The organism is Chryseobacterium sp. AG844 (assembly GCF_003182335.1).
GTDB lineage: Bacteria > Bacteroidota > Bacteroidia > Flavobacteriales > Weeksellaceae > Chryseobacterium > Chryseobacterium cupriresistens.
In genome coordinates, this window is the sequence record NZ_QGTV01000002.1 from 165993 (window position 1) to 184636 (window position 18644).

Consider the following 18644-nt stretch of genomic DNA (forward strand, 5'->3'; position numbering starts at 1 on the left):
TTTTATATTCCTCATTTTTACAGAAAAAAGAAATCAGGTATTATGAAAAAATTATTATTTGTAGTGATGGGTGTACTGGCTTTGCTGATCGGAGCCTATCCTCTTATTTATGCTTTCGTTGAATCTAAAAATACTTTTCTGGGTTCAAAATCTCCCGAATTACTCCACAGCATGATTTGGACAACAGCATTTTTTGCTCACATTACCTTTGGAGGACTTGCTCTTTTTATAGGCTGGCGTCAGTTTGGAAGTTCATTCCGGAATAAATACCTGAAGATTCATCGGATCATTGGTACTTTTTATATAATTGCTGTGATGATAAGTTCTGTCTCAGCTGTTTATATGGGATTTTATGCCAATGGAGGTCTGGTTTCAGCAATTGGGTTTATATGTTTGGGATTGATCTGGTTCATAACAACTCTCGCTGCCTTGGTAGAAATCAGAAAAGGTGATATCATCAGACATCAGCAATTGATGACTTACAGTTATGCCTGTACCTTTGCTGCTGTAACGTTGAGGTTGTGGTTTCCTTTGCTGAAAAATATTACAGGAAATCCTACAGATTCCTATATTGCTGTAGCGTGGTTGTGCTGGGTTCCTAATGTATTAATTGCTTATCTTATTAACAGAAAAGTAGCTGTTGCCTAAGTTGAGCGTTGATAAGGAATTTGATCTGTTTGATTTCAAGTATTGTGTGGAACCGTCATAACGGCTCAGTTCTTTGAATTTCAATCAGATAGAATCTGTTGCTAGGTTCGGGTGGCTTCCATGATGTGAAGAACTACAAATTTACTCTCTTTTCAAATGTATTCGGAATTTTTACAATAAGTAGTGTGTTTACTACACCTTACGGTTGATATAATCCTTTGTTGCATCTGCTGTAGGGATTATTTTTGCAGGATTTCCAATGACAACAGAACCGGAGGGAACATCAAAATTGACATAAGAATTGGGAACAATCAATACATCATTTCCGATCGTGATATTTCCTACAATGACAGCATTGGTACCAATCCAGACTTCATCTCCAATAACCGGATATCCTTCATTTTTTCCGCGGTTTTGCTGGCCTATAGTGACTCCATGGGCGATATTGCAGTTTTTCCCGATCACTGTTTTCGGGTTGATAACAAGGCTTCCAAAATGTCCTAAATAAAAACCTTCACCAATCTGCGTTTCAGGATAAATCTGAAAACCGTATTTGATCTGGTAATGTCTTAGTACAATTCTCCAGAAAATATTCAGAAGAGGGGTTTTCTGATACTTCTGCGCTTTTCTCAGAATATAAACAAAGTGAAGATTGGGATTGATGCATTTTTTCCAGATCTGAAACGTTGAAAGCCACTTTCCGCTTTCCCGGTAAAAGTCTTTTTGAATGATTGAATAATCGGCCATCGTCAATGTTTTTATACTTCGTCAATTATTTTCTGAAGATGTTCCACAGATTTTTCCAGAACAAACGGAAGCTCTGTTTCCGAAATTCGTTTTTTATATTCTTCAGTGATATCTTTATCCGTAAGAAACTTTTTCATTCCTTCATAGATTCCTTCTTCGGAATTTGCAGTGATATTTCCAAGCTTCCCATCCTGCAGAAGATCTCTGATGCCGGAAATATCCGTAGCAGAAATAGGTTTGTTGAGGATAAGAGCTTCGGCAATAATCGTAGGGAATCCTTCATGTCTTGAGGACATAATATAGAAATCCGCCTTTTTCATATAAGGATAAGGATTACTGCTGAAGCCAAGCATTTTTGCAGTGTCCTGAAGACCAAGCTGGTTGAGCTGATCCTGAATCGCATTAAAATCATACCCGTCGCCAATGATTAAAAGCTGATGCTTCAGCCCTTCATCAATAAGTTTTTTGTGAACATTGAGTAATCTGTCGTATCCTTTCTGAGGATATACGGTTCCTACCGTTACAAAAGTGGGAAGATCATTGCTGAAAGGAAAATCATCAACTTTAATATCTGCCTTTCTTAACGTATCATTTTTGTCAATAGGGTTGAAGATCTTAATCACAGATGCTTTTTCAGCTTCACTTTTAGCCAAATCATGCATTCCTTCCTGAAGTTTATTGGAAATGACCAGAATTCTGTCGAACCTGAAAAACTGTCTAATGACTTCCGGAGTATATTCTTTTAAATTGAAAATATCATTCTGTACCCAGATAATCTTTTTCGAATCTTTTTGAGGACTGGAGAGAATTTCCTGATGCATCGCATGAATGGCAGCAATCTCTACATCGTATTTTTTATTCTTTAAAACAAATTTATAAAGAAGGGAAGGGAACCAAAGGAACATTTTCTGATAAAGAACCCTGTAGGCTTTCACAGGAATATCCTGCAGCCTGTTGGTAGTGATCATTTCTCCTTTTGTCAAATAGTACAGTGTCACCCAAGATGGAACCTCTTTAATGTATAACCCCGAATAGAGATTGAGCAGAAGATCAACTTCATACTTATCAGCAGGCAGATTCTTCAAAAAGTTGATTAATACTTTCTCAGCACCACCATGACGTAATGAACCTATACGAATGAGGAGTTTTTTCTTTTTCAATTTGTTTTTTTCTATTTTATGATTTTACAAGATAAATTTATTTAATTTTTCTTGCTTTCTTATACTTGTAAGGAAGATTTTCTTTGATATAGGCATCCAGCTTCTTTCTGTCCTTCTCCAGTTCACGGGGATATTCCGGGTTGTTTTTAAGAACAATGTCACCATAGTCTTCAATAGTGCACAAAAATTGAGCCGGGTTTCCAATAAAGACCGTATTGTCTGGCATAGACTGTGACAATACAGAGTTGGCACCCAAAATACAGTTGTTTCCAATTTGTACATCCTGCATAATAACAGCATTGAGACCAATGGTACAGTTATTTCCGATTTTTATTCTTCCCAGTATTCTTGCATCTTCATAGCCCGGAAGTTTTCTGAGCAGAGTAGTCGTTCCGCCATGGTTTACAAATCTTACATCTCCGGCAATGTTGACATTATCACCAATTTCGATAAGGTAAGGTTCAGTTCCGAAATACACTTTATCAGGCATATTAAAGTTTTTTCCTACTTTCATACCTCTGTGTTTTGCCACTTCAAGGCTGGCTCTATTCAAAAAAGAATGATAGAGGGAGTCTATTTTTAATAAGATTCTGAATATAAAAATCATCACAAGTGTAAATTTGTTTTCGTTACTTTTGCAAAGAAAGAGAATTTATTAATATGATGAAAATTTCAAAAATAGAATATTATCTTCCTCAGCAGGTGTTAACTAACGAGGATCTTGAAAAGCAGTTCCCTGAATGGAGCTCCGAACGTATCCAGGAGAAAGTAGGTATTTCCCAGCGCCATATTTCTTCTGACAGCGAAACCGTACTGGATATGGCTGTGCAATCTTCAGAAAAAATTTTCGAAAACTATGACAGAAACAAGGTAGATTTTATTTTGTTCTGCACTCAGAGTCCGGAGTATTTCCTTCCTACTACGGCCTGTATTTTGCAGGACAGATTGGGGCTTAGAAAAAATATCGGAGCTATAGATTTTAACCTTGGCTGTTCAGGATTTGTTTATGGATTAGCGTTTGCAAAAGGACTGATTGCTGCTGGAATTGCAAAGAGTATTCTCTTGGTCACTTCAGAAACGTACACCAAACATATTCATCCTGATGATAAAGGAAACCGAAGCATATTCGGAGATGCCTCTGCCTCTGCTATTATTGAAAAGGCCGAGGGCAACGATTATCAGTTCTGCCTGGGAACAGACGGAAGCGGTGCAGAAAATCTTATGGTGAAAAAAGGAGCTTTTAAAAAAGACTTCGAACTGAATCCGGAACACGAATTCGGCCCCGAAAATATTTATATGAACGGCCCTGAAATTTTTAATTTTACAATTGAAAATATTCCGGGACTGGTAAAAGAAACATTGGAAGTTAACAGTATGACCATGGATGATATCGATCATTTTGTTTTTCACCAGGCCAATTCCTTTATGCTGAATTATTTAAGAAAGAAAACAAAAATACCGGTAGAAAAGTTTTATATTGACATGGAAAAAACCGGGAATACTGTTTCTGCAACAATTCCTATTGCTCTTAAAAATATGATGGATAAAGGAATGCTGAAAGAAGGAGATAAGGTTTTAATGGCAGGATTTGGAGTTGGATATTCATGGGGTGCCACTATTATGGAAATTTAAAAGAACAAACATTTAAAATTATAAAATATGAAAACATCCGTTTTTTTAGAAAAACTACAGGAAGAATTGGAAGAAGATGAAACATTGACTACTGAAACGAACCTGAAATCTTTAGAAAGCTATGATTCTATCAGTTTACTTTCTGTTATTGCGTTTGTAGACGAAAATTTCAGCAAAAAAATTGATACCAAGCATTTTAAAGATATTGAAACCGTTTCAGATCTGATGAATGTTATTGGAAAAGAAAATTTTGAAGATTAATGGATGCTTTCTCATTAAAAAATAAAATTATTCTCATTACAGGCGCTTCTTCCGGAATCGGGAGAAGCTGTTCTGTAGAATGCAGCAAAAGCGGTGCTGATCTGATTCTTGTAGGAAGAAACTGGGAAGAACTGATGAAAACCGTTTCTATGCTTGATTCTGGAACAAAAGTTGAAACAATCGCTGAAGATATTACCCAATCTGAAAACCTTGAAGCAATTATTGCAGATAAAGTGTCTATTTTAGGTAAAATATCAGGATTTATTCACTGTGCCGGTATCGAAAAAACGTTACCATTAAAAAAACACAATCCTCAGCTGTATCAGGATATATTTGCTGTCAATGTCATTGCAGGATTTGAAATTGCTAAAATTTTATCATTAAAAAAATACAAAGATGAAAACTCCAGCTTCGTATTTATTTCCTCCGTTGCAGGAATGATAGGAGAGGCGGGAAAAGCGGCTTATTCTGCCAGTAAAGGTGCAGTCATTTCCGGAGCACGTTCCTTGGCTATGGAACTTTCACGAAGTAATATTCGGGTCAACAGTATAAGTCCGGCAATGGTAAACACTCCGATTTTAGAGAAAATGTTTGAAAATATCGGAGAAGAAGCTTCATCAGAAATCATAAAAAAACATCCGCTTGGAATAGGTGAACCTAAAGATGTAGCGAATGCCTGTATTTTTCTGTTGTCTGATGCCTCAAAATGGGTCACAGGCAGCAACCTTGTGATAGACGGAGGATATTCAGCACAGTAACTTACTTTTTGTGTAGAGTTTCTATAATATTTTCTACGCTGTCAAATATTTTCTTATTGTCAAACTGACTTTCAATTGTTTTAAGGTTCTCTCTGATGTGGAGAACAAGGTCGGGATTGGTAAGGAATGTTTTCATGGCTGAATACATTTCATCTACTTCATAACTGATGAGGTATCCTGTCTCACGGTCTTTGATCATCAATCCTACATCTCCTACTTCTGTTGCAATAATGGGCTTCTGCAGGATTAAGGCTTCAGCAATGACCAGCGGCCATGCTTCAGATTCTGAAGGAAGAATAAAATAATCCGCTTTTTTGATATAAGGATAAGGATTCATTTGGTTTCCAACCAGAATAAACGTTTTTTCAACATTATTTTTGGCTGCCTGTGCCCTGAGATTGTTCATTTCATCACCATCACCGATGACAATGATGTTGTGATGAAACCCTTCATCCATGAGCTTTTTATGAGCGTCAATAAGCTTGTGATATCCCTTTCTTGAATGAAGTCTTCCAATAGACGCAAAAACAGGGCCTTCGGGAAAATTGTCAAGCTTTTCTTCTGCCTTATATTTAATTTCTTCAATAGGAATAGGATTAATGATAACGCTTTCAGCGGGATATTTGAGATTCGGGTAACGCTGGTGCATCATATCTTTTATCTTGTGGGAGCAGTATACCATATGGTCGAACTGCGGAAAGCTCTTTAAAATATCCGGAACCAGAGGCTGGAATTTAGGGACATTAATTTCAGAGTGAAACCATCCGATTTTTTTTGAATTCTTATTGGTTGAATTCAGAATGGCATCATAGTCTCTGTAATCCATCCCGATCTCAATGTCAAAAGTATCATTGATAAGACGGTCTGCAATGGCAGGGGTATTTTTCAGTTTTCTCAGCCTTATTCTTCTTTTAACGAGCTGAAGTTTCTGTAAAATAGAATTGTTGGAAAAATCTTCTTTTCCATCGGTAAGGTATATTTTTCTGATATGCTTCGGAAGTTCATCACGCAGTTTCCCCTGATTAAGAGTGAGACATACGGTGATATCAAATTTATCAGGGTTAAGATTATTGAGAATACTTAACATCACTTTTTCTACACCACCCATTTCCATTGAGCGGTGCCTGAAAAGAATTTTTATTTTCCTGTTTTCCGACATTATCTGAAAATTTTTTGTAAAGTAAAGAGTTTTTTATTTGTTTATAAAATTTCGTTTTTGATATTCCGGAAGCACAAAATCTCTATGATGCTTTTTCTTGTCCTGCAAAAGATCATCCGGAAAATCAGTTCCGTAATCCCGGCGGACAGGTTTAAACAAATAATTATAGTAATTCCTGTATAAAGCTTCAATGTTATAAGAATTTCTAAGTCCTGGAAACTTCATCCGATTTAAAGAGAGTCGAAAACCAGATCCTGTTTGTTGATGACACGTGTGTTAGCAGGGATGTCTTTATAAATAGTGCATCCGGCACCAATAATACAATTATCACCTATTGTCACCCCTTTCAGTACGGTTACATTACTTCCAAGCCAGCAATTGTTTCCTATTTTTATGGGAGCTTTTGAAAATTCGGAAGGGTATATTTTTATGGCAGGGGACGTCTCATAGGCATGATTATGATCATAGAGTTTCACATTTTCACCGAATAAAGTATTGTTGCCTATTGATATATGTTCTAAACAGTTTATAGAACAGAAATTGTTCATAAAAAAGTGGTTTCCTATTTCCAGGACAGCATTTTTATTGATCAGGATACAGGTGTAATTTCTGAAGTCTGCAGCTGAGCCAATGCTTAGCTTTTTTAAGTTGTTATCCAAAATAAAGCGGTTACCAACACCTAATCTGAGGTTTTCAAAAAAAACATTAGGATGTTTTTTCAGCAGAAACAGTTGTTTTTTCCTGTTTATTTTTTCAAAAAAATCATAGAACATATACTATCTTTTGATCATTTGGGTTATACAAATATACCTTTTTTATCTAATGTAAAAGCCATGTTTCTGTTATAAACATCCGTTTGCAGAAGTCATCCGGATTAAAATAAACAGAGGGTAATGCATTATACTTCCCTATAAAAGTTATCTATTGTTCTGGTTATTTTTCTAAAAAACCTGGATATTAATGTATTTTGCTTTTTAAAAATAAAATCGGGAAGTCTCGAAATCTGTTGAATATCTGTGTTATAAAGAACTTTAATTCCTCTCCTTTTAAGGGTGTTATATAATACCTGATGCCAGTTTTTGTAAAGCTTTTCTTTTTTACCTTTATTTTGAGAAACCCCCTGTGAATGAATTCTATATAAATACAGGCTTTTGTTGATAAAGACAAATTCCCCCCTCTCATAAAGTTTCAGGTAAAGGTCCTGATCTACAGAAGAGGACAGGGTTTCATCAATCGTATTCCAATTGATAAATTGATCTCTTTTAAAAGTAAAAAAATGGGCAATTTCAAAATTGATATTAAAAAAGTTCTTGCTTCCGTTCTTTATCCTTCCCGAGTGGGGAAACAGCTTCTGGACAGTGAGATGCTCATCACATATATAAAATCTTGAATAAGTCCCTATAATATTCTGATTAGAATAGGCTTTTATACTTTTTTCGAGGGCATCATGGGTAAGTGCATCATCAGGGTCTACAAAGCCGCATACATCACCGGTTGCCAGTTTTATGCATTTGTTCTTGGTATATCCTACCCCCCGGTTCTTTTCATTTTCATATAAAAAAAAACGCTTATCGTTGCGGATAAGTTCCCTTAAGGCATCTTTTTCCTGCTTCTCTGAGCAGTCATCTACAATAATAACTTCCCAATCGGTGTATGTCTGTTGAATAATACTTTCATAACAATCTTTGAAATAGACTGCATTATTGAAGTGGGCAACTAATATCGAAAATTTCATCTTAGGTAATTTAAATTGAGCAGATTATTCTATAGTAACTCATTTGAGTTGCTGAATTGGTATACGTTTAACGATTTTTATCAAAGAATAATTTACTTTCGGTAAGCTCAAAAGGATTTTCAGACATGTTTTAAATTTTTTTCGTTGTGTATGCTGTAAATATAGCAAAAATTTAGACTTTGAAATTAATATTAAGAAAGGTTTATAAGTCTGTCTGTACAAGGTATGCTGTCTAATTGTGACAACGTGGTAGGTTTTACAATGAAAATAAAAAAAAAACTTTATTTTTGCCTCAATAAAAACAACACAGTGATTGAAATAGGTAGAGTTCTCAAAACTTTTATAGGGTTTTTAAGACGACCCGATCTTTATCCTGAATTATGCCGGAAAATTATTAAAAATACAGTCAGTCGAGGAAATGCCTTTAAAGGGAAGGATAAAACAAACTCCTGGGCTGCAGGAAGATGCATTTCACAGGGAGATGCGGTTTCCAAGCTTTTCGGACTTGAAATCAAGGCGTTCCGTAATGAATATCAGGTGGTTTTAGACGAAGCTGCACAGAAAGAAAAAAATTGCCCTGTGAAAATGGGAGGGCCGGGAGCGCTGGAACTTATTTACTATGCCTGCGAATTTACCCATGCACAGAATGTGGTGGAGACAGGCGTTGCCTACGGATGGTCTTCATTGGCATCTCTCTTATCTCTTGCAAAGAGAGGAGGAACCCTTTATAGTTCGGATATGCCTTATTTAGCTCAGAATGGGGATCAGTATGTAGGATGCATTGTTCCTGAAAACCTGAAAAGCAACTGGAAGCTGTTCCGTTTTGCTGATAGAGAATCGCTTCCTAAGATTTTTACTGAAAATGCTGTATTTGATGTTCTTCACTATGATTCCGATAAAAGCTATGACGGGAGAATGTGGGCCTATGATGAACTTTATGCGCATTTAAAAAAAGGCGGGGTTTTTATCAGTGATGATATTGGTGATAATTCTGCCTATCAGGATTTCTGTGACAAGAAGAATATAGAAACAACAGTAGTAGAATACGAGGGAAAATACATCGGAATTTTTATCAAGTAAACCGCATAAATCTGTTGTTGGAAATCATTTAATTCTGGAACATGGAAAGTTTAAATATACTTATAATATGACTGTTTAGACCGTTCTTATGAAAATACCTCAGATTACATTTACGCGGTTTATTGCGGCAATGGCTATTGTCATTTCCCATTTTAACAAAGATATGTTCCTCTACAATATAGATTACATTTCAAATGTTTTTCTGAAGGCAAATGTTGGAGTAAGTTATTTCTTTATACTTTCGGGATTTATCATGGTGGTAGCCTATCATAAGAAAGAAAGGATAGATTATTTCGATTATTACAAAAACAGGTTCGCAAGAATTTATCCGCTGTATGTATTGGGACTTTTGCTTTATCTGGTAACAAGGTATTCCAATTTCAGCTTTTATAAACTTTTTTTATATCTGTTTGGTCTTCAGAGCTGGATTCCGGGAGAAGCAATGATCCTGAATTTTCCAGGTTGGTCTATTTCTGTAGAATTTTTATTCTATTTGATTTTTCCTGTCCTTTATAATTATGTCTATGTCAAAGGGAATAAAAGTATTTGGGTAATTACCTTCATGCTATGGATTATAACACAGATATTTTCGGGGCTGTATGTGGAATCATCTTATTATGAAGGCCCGCATACACAAAGTCATGAACTGCTTTACTATTTTCCTTTAATGCATATCAACGAATTTTTAGCAGGAAATCTGGCGGGAATATTTTTTGTGAATCATCATCAACGTAAGAATTATGATGTACCTGTGATGATCATTTTTATGCTTATCATATTGTCACTTATTTTTATTCCTCTTTTCTTTCACAATGGCTTAATGGCTATATTGTTTATCCCTTTTATTATTCTTATATCTAAAAATAATGGATTGATTACCAGATTGTTCTCTTTAAAACAACTTGAATATCTGGGAGAAGCGAGTTATGCCGTTTATATTACCCATATTCCTGTATTATATATACTGAGGGAAGCCATACAATGGAGCGGCCGTAACATAGGTATCGATAAGGTATTTGGGATCTATATTATTGTTTTAACCTGTACTTCGGTTTTGTTTTATCAGTTTATTGAAAAACCTTTGAGAAATTCTTTGAAAAAGATACGAATAAGATAAAAATATACTAATTTACATCAATATACCTACACACAATTATGAAATCAAAATTTACCATTCCGTATATTTTCCGGACAAGCAGAAATAAGTGCATTTCTCTAAAAACCGTCAGGCAGCTATATGAAAAAGAAATGTATATTTATTTCCGGAAGAAATCCATAGTTTCAGGAGCCTGTATCTCATAACTTTTAAAAACACATTATGTTATTCAATTCAATAGGATTTCTTATTTTTTTACCTATAGTATTCTGTTTATACTGGTTTGTTTTTAATAAGAAATATCAGAATCAAAATAAGCTTTTGCTATTGGCAAGCTTTTATTTCTATGCGTGCTGGGATTGGAGATTTCTTTTTTTACTGATGTTTTCCATTGGTTTGGATTATTTTTCAGGAATTAAGATCGAAAATAGCAAGAATAAACGTGAAGCAAAATTCTGGCTTACTTTAAGTATTGTGATCAACCTGGGATTTCTGGGATTTTTTAAATACTATAATTTTTTTATTGAAAGTTTTGCAGACTTACTCGGTGGTATGGGATTTAAGGTGAATATCTGGCTGCTGAATGTGATTCTGCCGGTGGGGATTTCATTTTACACTTTTCACGGGCTCTCTTATGTAATTGATGTTTATAAGAAGAGGATCCGTGCTGAACGCAGTTTTATTGACTATGCAGTTTTTGTAAGTTATTTTCCCTTACTGGTGGCAGGACCTATAGAAAGGGCAACTCATCTGTTGCCCCAGATTCAGAAAAAAAGAACATTCAGCTACGAGCAGGCCGCAGACGGGATGCGTCAGATTCTTTGGGGTTTCTTCAAAAAAATGGTGATTGCTGATAATTGTGCACCATTAGTGAACGAGATTTTTACCCATTACCAAACAGAAAGCCCTGCCAATCTTTTAATCGGAGCTGTTTTGTTTGCTTTCCAGATTTATGGGGATTTTTCAGGGTATTCAGATATTGCGTTAGGGGTTTCAAGACTGTTTGGAATAGAACTTCTCAAGAATTTTGCTTTCCCTTATTTCTCAAGGGATATTGCTGAGTTTTGGAGAAGATGGCATATTTCATTGTCTTCCTGGTTCAGGGATTATCTTTATATTCCATTAGGGGGTAGTAAAGGAGGACTGGGCATGAAAATAAGAAATACCTTTATCATTTTTCTTGTCTCCGGATTCTGGCATGGTGCCAACTGGACGTTTATAATCTGGGGCGGCCTTAATGCCTTATTCTTTATGCCACTGCTGATTATGGAGAAAAACAGAACCAATATAGAAGTTGCAGCGCAGGGAAAATGGTTTCCATCTTTTAAGGAAATCCTGCAGATACTGATTACCTTTTCTGCTACCTGTATCGCCTGGATATTTTTCAGGTCAGAATCTGTACTTCAGGCATTTGAGTATATCAAACGTATCTTCAGCCTGGAACTGTTTTCCTTACCGGCGCAGATGCCGGTGAAAGTTTTTGCTTTGACTGCCTGTATGCTGATTATAGAATGGATTAACAGGGAACAATTCCACGGGCTTCAGATAAGAAGATTCAATCCTTGGGTACGCCGTATTCTTTACGGAATCATCATCTATATCATTCTCCGGTATGCCAATTTCGGGAATAATGAATTTATTTATTTTCAGTTTTAATATGAAAAAGTTTTTATTTAAAATATCATTTTATATCATCGGAATTCTGCTCGTATTCGGAGTTTTGGGGTGGTTTGCGGATGGAAATACAGATAATAATTATATGCATTTCGCAGTAAAAAAACCACAGAATATTATTCTGGGAGATTCAAGAGGAGCTCAGGCAGTTCTTCCCCGGCTTTTAAATCAAAAACTGGGAAGAGACTTTGATAATTTTGCATTGAACGTTGTTCAGTCTCCGTACGGAGCAATCTATTATAAGGCGTTACAAAGAAAACTGGATCCTGAAACTCGAAATGGATTATTTATTATCACCGTAGATCCATGGAACCTATCCTTAGATAAGAATGTGAAAAAAGAAGAAGACTTTCCGGAAAATCATTCTCCGTTAAAGAATATGTATTTTTATGATCTCTCTCCGAATTATGAATATCTGCTGAGAAATTACGTTCGGAGTTGGTTTAAGATTTACACGGAGAGAGAAGAAGCAGGGAGATCAAGCACCTATCTGCATAAAGACGGTTGGATGGAAGTAACGGTAAACATGCAGAAAGATTCTGTAGCGAAAAGGGAAATTGAGAAAGTAAATTTCTACAAACAATTAGCTCAGAAACAGAATATTTCCCAAGCCAGGATTAATTCCTTAGAAGATATTATCAAATTTCTTAAAAGTAAGGGAACTGTTTATCTGGTAAGAATTCCTGCTTCAGAAAAATTGGTAGCACTGGAACAGTCTTATTCACCCAATTTTAATGAAAAAATGAAAGATATCTCTAAAAAATATGGCGTTTATTTCTTTGATTTCTCTTCCAAAGCCAGGGAATATCAATATACAGATGGAAATCATATGTATAAAGAATCCGGAAAAGTATTTACCTCACAAATAGCGGATTCTATTCTGTTTAAAACAAAAAGATAAGTACAATGTCCTGAATGTAGCGCAGTAGAATCTCCCAGATCCGGATCAGAATAAGTATTTCCTGAAATTAATATTATACAAGCCGGAACGGATGCTTGGATAATCTGTGACAAGATACTTTAAAATCATATTCCACTTTTTGAGGAGGGGAGCATTGGCAATTTCAAAACTACGGTGCATTCTTTTAATATGAAGTTTCATATGAGCGGGAATCGTACTTTCGTTTTCCGACCAGTCTTTCACCTCTTTCCAAAGCAAAACTCTTGTTGTAGCAGGTTTTATTTTCTTAGAATCTACCTTTGTGATCCTGTTGTCTTCATGCACACCTCTTACTGCAACCGCTTTGTCTAAAATACCCGGATAAAGATCAAGATAATAGGATAAACGGAATAAAAATTCAGTATCCTGATGCAATCTTAAACTTGTTTTGAATAAAGGATTCATCTTGCGAAGTAAAGATTCTTTCCTGATCGTTAAAGTATCAATACTAAATAAACCAAAGCTGCCCAACATATTCATTTGCCCCGGAAATACCTCCTGAGGCTCATGAATTTTATACACTGTAGTTAAGCGATCCTGAAAAATTCTATAATATTGTTCTTTTGCCTTTTCCGAGTAATAATGTACACCCAATGCACCATAAACGCCTTCTACTTCGGGATTTTTAAATAATTCCCTTTCAGCATCAAATCTGTTGGGAAGGTAATAGTCATCAGCGTCCAGAAAGGCAATGAAATCACCGGTAGCCTTTTCTATCCCAAGATTTCTGGTAGGGCCTGCACCATGATTGCCTTTGTCGGGGTGCTGATAAAGCCGAACTCTGCTGTATTTTTCAGCGAGTTGCTGACAGACCTGCAAAGCGTTGTCAGGAGACTTGTCTTCCACTAGAATAACCTCATGAACTTCATCAAATTGAAGCGCAGATTCTACTGCTTGGGAGACATATTTTTCTGCATTATAAACGGGAATGATGACTGAGATTTTCATTTTTCAATTAGAAATTATATTGTGTTTATGCGTTATCTTCTTACCAGGAGAATTTAAGCTTTTAATTTTATTTTTAGTAATGGATTATCTTTTTTCTGCAAATTATTTAGAAATGCGGTCACCACAAGTATTTTAAATATAAAAGGAATATTGAATATCCTTCTGCTTTGAATTTTATGAAAAATATTTCTGCAGGTTATTAAACTTCATGAGCGCATGTACGTAAAGCGGTATTGCGTTTTCAGAATATCTGGATTTTTTAGAATAGCAGCCAATAGACTCATCATTTTGGAAATTCCTTTTTTCTCCGAAAGTTCAAATGCTTTTTTCCGTAAATAAAGTTGATTTGCAGCATCTTTATCCAGGGGCACAGATCGGGACCACTCGTATAAGGAATTCCAGAAAAGGAATTGTCTGCTGTTATACTGTGGCGAGTATCGGATAATCTTAGTAATTCTGTTATCATCATGTATTCCCCTTATCGCAACAGCCTGGTCTATATTACCCGATTTCAGATAGCAGTGATAAGCCAGTTTAATGATAAAATCAGAATCCTGATGTACGCGGAGAATATTATTAAACCTTAGCTTATTCTGATCCAGGGCAGATTTTCTGACGGTTAGTCCATTCAAATGAAAGAATGTACCGAAAGTTTTCGGTGTAAGCCCAAGAAGCCCTCTGAATACTTCTTTTCCTTCTGCCGGATAGTTTACTGTTGTCAATGTATTGTCACTGAATTTAGACTGAAATTCCTTTTTCCCTTTTTCAGTGAGATATTCAACCCCTATGGCATTGAAGATCCCGTCTACCTGCGGCTCTTTAAAAAGCTCTTTCTCCGCATCAAACCTATTGGGAAGATAATAATCATCAGCATCCAGGAATGTAATGAAGCTTGAGGCGGCCTTTTCAATACCCAGATTTCTTGAAGCAGCAGCACCATGGTTTCCTTTGTCAGGGTGCTGGAGCAAATGAACTCTTTGATCTTCGTCAGCTAATTCTTTACAAATTTCCAATGAGTGATCGGAAGATTTATCCTCAACTAAAATAACTTCTTTCACTTCTTCAAATTGCAGGGCTGACTGTACTGATTTTTTTAGAAAATCAGCAGCATTATATACAGGGATAATGACAGAAATATCAAGCATCAGAGAACATATTTATTATTATGGGCCCAAAGAGCAAGCTGCAATAAATTCCAGTGCTTATAGTCTTTGTTCAGAAATTTTTTGGTAGTATCAAAATCAATATAGTTAAAAACCTTTTGAGATGAATCTCTCAGAAGATCGTCGGAGAGCTTAATAAGGTTTTCTTCATCAAACCAGTTCTTAACACTGTGTCCGAAACCTTGTTTGTGACGTTTTCTGATTGTATCGGTCCAATAATTGTTCATGGATTCACGAAGGATAATTTTATCATTTTCACCGGTAATTTTCAGCTGATCAGGAAGCTGAATACAGAATTCTGCAAAATCAATATCAAGAAAAGGAGTTCTTACTTCTAATGAATTAGCCATCGCCATTCTGTCTGATTTGACCATCATATTTCCAGGGACATAATTTTCCAGATCCACTCTCATAATGTCATTCAACGAATCAGGATTCGGAGTAAAGCTGTATCCCTGCTGATAATCCTGTGAACATCCCAAAAGGGCACGTTCCGATTTATTAAAAACATTTCTGACGGAATTCAGATGAAAATCCAGAATGGAGTCGTACTTTAAATTCTGTTGGGTTACGAACGAAACCGTCTTTGCTTTTTTGTAAAGGTTAAGTCCGAATCTGGCGATTAGATTTTTATAACTGAAATGATTTTTCATCATATTTTCTACCGTATAAAAATGATATCCGCCGAACAGCTCGTCTCCAACATCGCCTGAAAGGGCTACAGTCAGATTTTTTCTTGCATTTTTACAGATCTCATAATGCGGAAGGTAAGAGGTATCAGCAAAAGGTTCGTCAAAGAAAGGAGAAACATACAGTAATGATTCAGCCAGATCTTTTTTTTGCTCATGAACTTCTATATGATTGGTGTTGTATTTATCTGCGATTTCTTTGGCATATTTGAGCTCGCTGTCTTTATGGTCATAACCGAAACTGATTGTCGTCTGATGAGGTAAGAACTCATCCACAAGAGCAACTATAGATGAAGAATCCAGGCCGCCACTCAGAAAACTACCAACCTGCACATCCGCAATAAGTTGTTTTTTAACAGCATTTTTCAGAAGGTACCGAAACTCCTCCTTAGCATCGGAGAGGCTGATCACCCTGTCTTTTGACGGCAGGCTGTAATACCGTGAAACAATGACCTTTCCCTCTTTCCAGATCAGCTGATGAGCGGGCGGTAAAGTATATATATTGCTATAAATGCTCTGATAGGTGCTTACATACCCATATTGGAGATAGTTAGAAATGGCTTCAGGATTTACCTTAGGATGGATTAATCCGGATGCAAGAATCGCTTTGATCTCTGAAGCAAAAATAAATTCATTATTATTTCCGATGGCGTAGTAGAATGGCTTTTCACCAAAACGGTCTCTTGCACAGAACAATTGCTGTTCACGGTCATCCCAGATGGCAAAAGCAAACATTCCCGGAAGATCATGGATGAGGTTCTGCTGCTTTTTCTGATACATCGCAAGAATGACTTCCGTGTCGGAACTTCCATGGTAAGGATATTCTGCATATTGTCTCTTAATATCCTGGTATCCATAGATTTCACCATTAAGGACAATACATTCATTTTTTGTATTGGAGAACATAGGCTGCTTCCCGTTTTCGGACAAGTCTATAATGGAAAGTCTGCGGTGGCCTAATATTGCATTATCATAGAATTCAAAGTCTGAAGAATCGGGTCCACGATGAATCAGAGAGTCTGTCATTTTTTTGATTTCCTCCTGATAATTTGTTGCATTATTGCTTATAATTCCGGCTATTCCGCACATATGCTTTTATTTTTCATCATTAATTTTATCATTTTGTAAAGCTAAATTACAATAAATTAAGGAAAGTTCGATCGGTTTAGATCAGCTGTTGCCTCAAACTATTTGAATCGGCTGTGTTCTGAATCATCTGTGTACAAGGGTCTGATAACTATGATTTTATTTTTGACGGATATTCATCAATATCAGCCATTGTAGATATTGATTATCTGGTGAAAGTATATTTTATAATTTTTAGTAGCTGGCTTATTCCCGTTCCGATATTTTTGGAAATGGAAAAGCGTTCAAAGATGGCTGCATAAAGCTTTCTGTTCCATACAGGAGAAACAAACTCCTTTTCGTAATAATATTTATTGATGAGCTGATCCAGGGTTTTTACGATCTGCTGGTCTGCTCTCTGATCATTATTAATCCTCTTAATATTTTTAAAGATATCAATAGAAGTGCGGTATTGTTTTTCTGTTTCTAATGAGCTGTAAACGCCGCCGCTATGAAGCCGGTAAACGCCCACTACTTTATTAAAGCTTCTGCCTTTTCCAAATTCAAGGGCATGATAAAAATAGTAAAGATCCCTGTAATTGGGATAAATGTCAATCCACTTCTCATCAATACAGTCTTTTCTGATCAGATAAGTAAAAGTTTGGGTAGGGCGCTGTACAAAAAAGCTGTCCTGTGTATAATCAATATATTTCTGTTCGTTGAACATGGAGTCTTTTCCATCTTCTGTCAGTTTATTTTCATCCTGATGAAACAGTAAATTTCTGGCGGTCACCATGACATATTCTGAATTGTTCTCAAGAAAATCATACTGAAACTGTAGCTTTTGCGGGTCAGTCCAGTAATCATCCCCTTCACAGTAGGCTAAGTATTTTCCTTGAGCTTGTGCGAATGCAAATCTTTGGTTTTCAACAAAACCGATATTGGTCTTATGATTAAAATATCGGATGATATCCGGATATTGCGTTGCAAATTCTGAAATAATACTGTCAGAATTATCCGGTGAATTATCATTGCAAATAATCAACTCAAACGGAAAGTCTGTTTTTTGGGATAGAACACCTTCAATAGCCTCCTTTAAATAGGGGGCGTGATTATAGGTGAGCATGATGACCGATATTTTAGGTTCCATTGCTAATAGTGAAATCTGTTAAGGAGGGATGGAATAATATCTTTCGATTTTAAATTGATCAATTCTTGCGGATTCTTTTTGAGATCCTGAAACGTGTAGGAAATAAACTGCCTGAAAAATTCAGTATCCAGCTCAAAATTCATAGGAAGATTATGTTTTTTCTGAATAATTCCGAGACCATAATCTGTGTCAATAACAAAAACCTCAAGATCGTTCGGATATTTTTTTAGCAGATAAAGGATAGATTTCCAGGTATCACCGTTCCACTCACCAGTCCATTCCGGATGTTTTTCTTTCGTAAAAAATTCTTCTGAGTTGTACGCTGTTGAGGCTGGCTCACTCACAGGAAAACAGTCATGCATGACAATAATTGATTTTTCATCCATGAAAGGGAGGATATTCAGAACATCTTTAAGTGCCTGGTGGTATGTATGCATACCATCAACCAGAGATATTTCAATACTGCCGAAATTTTTAAGAAACTCCTTTTTTTGCTCAAAAAAATCATCACTGGTCATTTCAAAATAATGCGTTTTTCTATTATTTTTAATGTCAAAGACTCTTCTTTTGAGTTTTTCCATTTTGGGTATTATGAAGTTGGGGTCTATTGCAATTTTGTTTTTACAGCTTATGGCATATAGCGATGTGCCACTTCGGGTACCAATTTCAAGATATTTTTTAAAATTAGCTTTCTGGATGATACTGTTGATAAGACGAATTCTATTCATTTTTAATGTTG

19 protein-coding genes are annotated in these 18644 nt (G+C 36.0%); 8 read left to right on the forward strand and 11 right to left on the reverse strand.

Features of this window, described 5'->3' with window-relative positions; all coding sequences use genetic code 11:
• Positions 1–42 precede the first annotated feature (42 nt).
• A complete protein-coding gene (locus DEU40_RS02805; protein ID WP_181397928.1) occupies positions 43–648 on the forward strand; it encodes a DUF2306 domain-containing protein in 606 nt (201 codons plus the stop codon).
• Between the two features lie 192 nt (positions 649–840).
• Here DEU40_RS02805 and DEU40_RS02810 read toward each other — a convergent pair whose 3' ends face one another.
• The 3 genes from DEU40_RS02810 to DEU40_RS02820 are packed head-to-tail and all read right to left on the reverse strand — an operon-like array spanning position 841 to position 3069.
• A complete protein-coding gene (locus DEU40_RS02810; protein ID WP_110008441.1) occupies positions 841–1395 on the reverse strand; it encodes a serine O-acetyltransferase in 555 nt (184 codons plus the stop codon).
• An 11-nt stretch (positions 1396–1406) separates the two neighbouring features.
• On the reverse strand, positions 1407–2555 hold the full coding sequence (locus DEU40_RS02815) for a glycosyltransferase (RefSeq protein WP_110008442.1): 1149 nt from the start codon (positions 2553–2555) through the stop codon (positions 1407–1409).
• A gap of 37 nt (positions 2556–2592) precedes the next feature.
• Positions 2593–3069, reverse strand: coding sequence for an acyltransferase (locus DEU40_RS02820; RefSeq protein ID WP_228406429.1), 477 nt, complete (start codon positions 3067–3069; stop codon positions 2593–2595).
• A 146-nt stretch (positions 3070–3215) separates the two neighbouring features.
• Here DEU40_RS02820 and DEU40_RS02825 point away from each other — a divergent pair, with 146 nt between their 5' ends.
• From DEU40_RS02825 to DEU40_RS02835, 3 genes are read left to right on the forward strand one after another with little or no spacing between them, the layout of a single operon-like run.
• Complete coding sequence (locus tag DEU40_RS02825; protein WP_110008444.1) at positions 3216–4187, forward strand: 3-oxoacyl-ACP synthase III family protein; 972 nt, start codon at positions 3216–3218, stop codon at positions 4185–4187.
• Positions 4188–4214: 27 nt separating this feature from the next.
• Complete coding sequence (locus DEU40_RS02830) at positions 4215–4448, forward strand: phosphopantetheine-binding protein (RefSeq protein ID WP_047380387.1); 234 nt, start codon at positions 4215–4217, stop codon at positions 4446–4448.
• The gene (locus tag DEU40_RS02835; protein WP_110008445.1) at positions 4448–5206 is read left to right on the forward strand and encodes an SDR family NAD(P)-dependent oxidoreductase; all 759 of its coding nucleotides are present in this window, start codon (positions 4448–4450) and stop codon (positions 5204–5206) included. Before DEU40_RS02830 ends, DEU40_RS02835 begins: the two co-directional genes overlap by 1 nt.
• A gap of 1 nt (position 5207) precedes the next feature.
• Here the strand turns inward: DEU40_RS02835 and DEU40_RS02840 are convergent, their stop codons facing one another.
• The 3 genes from DEU40_RS02840 to DEU40_RS02855 form a co-directional block, all read right to left on the reverse strand.
• Positions 5208–6365 (reverse strand): glycosyltransferase, encoded by a 1158-nt coding sequence (locus DEU40_RS02840; protein ID WP_110008446.1) that lies wholly within the window; start codon positions 6363–6365, stop codon positions 5208–5210.
• A gap of 230 nt (positions 6366–6595) precedes the next feature.
• Complete coding sequence (locus DEU40_RS02850) at positions 6596–7138, reverse strand: acyltransferase (RefSeq protein ID WP_110008448.1); 543 nt, start codon at positions 7136–7138, stop codon at positions 6596–6598.
• 125 nt (positions 7139–7263) lie between these two features.
• Entirely contained in the window at positions 7264–8100 is an 837-nt protein-coding gene (locus DEU40_RS02855; protein WP_110008449.1) for a glycosyltransferase family 2 protein, read from the reverse strand.
• Between the two features lie 309 nt (positions 8101–8409).
• Here DEU40_RS02855 and DEU40_RS02860 point away from each other — a divergent pair, with 309 nt between their 5' ends.
• The 4 genes from DEU40_RS02860 to DEU40_RS02875 all read left to right on the forward strand — a co-directional run bounded on the left by DEU40_RS02860 (position 8410) and on the right by DEU40_RS02875 (position 12851).
• The gene (locus tag DEU40_RS02860) at positions 8410–9180 is read left to right on the forward strand and encodes a class I SAM-dependent methyltransferase (RefSeq protein WP_110008613.1); all 771 of its coding nucleotides are present in this window, start codon (positions 8410–8412) and stop codon (positions 9178–9180) included.
• Between the two features lie 88 nt (positions 9181–9268).
• Positions 9269–10297: an acyltransferase family protein gene (locus tag DEU40_RS02865; protein WP_110008450.1), complete on the forward strand. Its 1029-nt coding sequence runs from the start codon at positions 9269–9271 to the stop codon at positions 10295–10297.
• A 201-nt stretch (positions 10298–10498) separates the two neighbouring features.
• Positions 10499–11932, forward strand: a complete 1434-nt coding sequence (locus tag DEU40_RS02870; RefSeq protein ID WP_110008451.1) for an MBOAT family O-acyltransferase — start codon at positions 10499–10501, stop codon at positions 11930–11932.
• 1 nt (position 11933) lies between these two features.
• Positions 11934–12851, forward strand: coding sequence for a hypothetical protein (locus tag DEU40_RS02875; RefSeq protein WP_228406430.1), 918 nt, complete (start codon positions 11934–11936; stop codon positions 12849–12851).
• Between the two features lie 45 nt (positions 12852–12896).
• On the opposite strand, the gene DEU40_RS02880 is transcribed toward DEU40_RS02875, so the two are convergent.
• The 5 genes from DEU40_RS02880 to DEU40_RS02900 form a co-directional block, all read right to left on the reverse strand.
• Entirely contained in the window at positions 12897–13838 is a 942-nt protein-coding gene (locus DEU40_RS02880) for a glycosyltransferase family 2 protein (protein ID WP_110008453.1), read from the reverse strand.
• A 206-nt stretch (positions 13839–14044) separates the two neighbouring features.
• Positions 14045–14983 (reverse strand): glycosyltransferase family 2 protein, encoded by a 939-nt coding sequence (locus tag DEU40_RS02885; RefSeq protein WP_110008454.1) that lies wholly within the window; start codon positions 14981–14983, stop codon positions 14045–14047.
• A complete protein-coding gene (asnB, locus tag DEU40_RS02890) occupies positions 14983–16779 on the reverse strand; it encodes an asparagine synthase (glutamine-hydrolyzing) (protein WP_110008455.1) in 1797 nt (598 codons plus the stop codon). Before asnB ends, DEU40_RS02885 begins: the two co-directional genes overlap by 1 nt.
• 202 nt (positions 16780–16981) lie before the next feature.
• On the reverse strand, positions 16982–17905 hold the full coding sequence (locus DEU40_RS02895) for a glycosyltransferase family 2 protein (protein WP_110008456.1): 924 nt from the start codon (positions 17903–17905) through the stop codon (positions 16982–16984).
• Between the two features lie 2 nt (positions 17906–17907).
• Positions 17908–18633 carry a class I SAM-dependent methyltransferase gene (locus DEU40_RS02900; RefSeq protein WP_110008457.1) on the reverse strand — a complete coding sequence of 242 codons (726 nt, stop codon included), beginning with the start codon at positions 18631–18633 and terminating at the stop codon, positions 17908–17910.
• Between the last annotated feature and the right edge of the window lie 11 nt (positions 18634–18644).

Bases quoted from the DNA above. Each gene is read 5' to 3' on its own strand.
- DEU40_RS02805 (WP_181397928.1), top strand. From the start codon at position 43: ATGAAAAAATTATTATTTGTAGTGATGGGTGTACTGGCTTTGCTGATC.
- DEU40_RS02810 (WP_110008441.1), bottom strand. From the start codon at position 1,395: ATGGCCGATTATTCAATCATTCAAAAAGACTTTTACCGGGAAAGCGGA.
- DEU40_RS02820 (WP_228406429.1), bottom strand. From the start codon at position 3,069: ATGAAAGTAGGAAAAAACTTTAATATGCCTGATAAAGTGTATTTCGGA.
- DEU40_RS02825 (WP_110008444.1), top strand. From the start codon at position 3,216: ATGATGAAAATTTCAAAAATAGAATATTATCTTCCTCAGCAGGTGTTA.
- DEU40_RS02830 (WP_047380387.1), top strand. From the start codon at position 4,215: ATGAAAACATCCGTTTTTTTAGAAAAACTACAGGAAGAATTGGAAGAA.
- DEU40_RS02835 (WP_110008445.1), top strand. From the start codon at position 4,448: ATGGATGCTTTCTCATTAAAAAATAAAATTATTCTCATTACAGGCGCT.
- DEU40_RS02840 (WP_110008446.1), bottom strand. From the start codon at position 6,365: ATGTCGGAAAACAGGAAAATAAAAATTCTTTTCAGGCACCGCTCAATG.
- DEU40_RS02850 (WP_110008448.1), bottom strand. From the start codon at position 7,138: ATGTTCTATGATTTTTTTGAAAAAATAAACAGGAAAAAACAACTGTTT.
- DEU40_RS02855 (WP_110008449.1), bottom strand. From the start codon at position 8,100: ATGAAATTTTCGATATTAGTTGCCCACTTCAATAATGCAGTCTATTTC.
- DEU40_RS02865 (WP_110008450.1), top strand. From the start codon at position 9,269: ATGAAAATACCTCAGATTACATTTACGCGGTTTATTGCGGCAATGGCT.
- DEU40_RS02870 (WP_110008451.1), top strand. From the start codon at position 10,499: ATGTTATTCAATTCAATAGGATTTCTTATTTTTTTACCTATAGTATTC.
- DEU40_RS02875 (WP_228406430.1), top strand. From the start codon at position 11,934: ATGAAAAAGTTTTTATTTAAAATATCATTTTATATCATCGGAATTCTG.
- DEU40_RS02880 (WP_110008453.1), bottom strand. From the start codon at position 13,838: ATGAAAATCTCAGTCATCATTCCCGTTTATAATGCAGAAAAATATGTC.
- DEU40_RS02885 (WP_110008454.1), bottom strand. From the start codon at position 14,983: ATGCTTGATATTTCTGTCATTATCCCTGTATATAATGCTGCTGATTTT.
- asnB (WP_110008455.1), bottom strand. From the start codon at position 16,779: ATGTGCGGAATAGCCGGAATTATAAGCAATAATGCAACAAATTATCAG.
- DEU40_RS02895 (WP_110008456.1), bottom strand. From the start codon at position 17,905: ATGGAACCTAAAATATCGGTCATCATGCTCACCTATAATCACGCCCCC.
- DEU40_RS02900 (WP_110008457.1), bottom strand. From the start codon at position 18,633: ATGAATAGAATTCGTCTTATCAACAGTATCATCCAGAAAGCTAATTTT.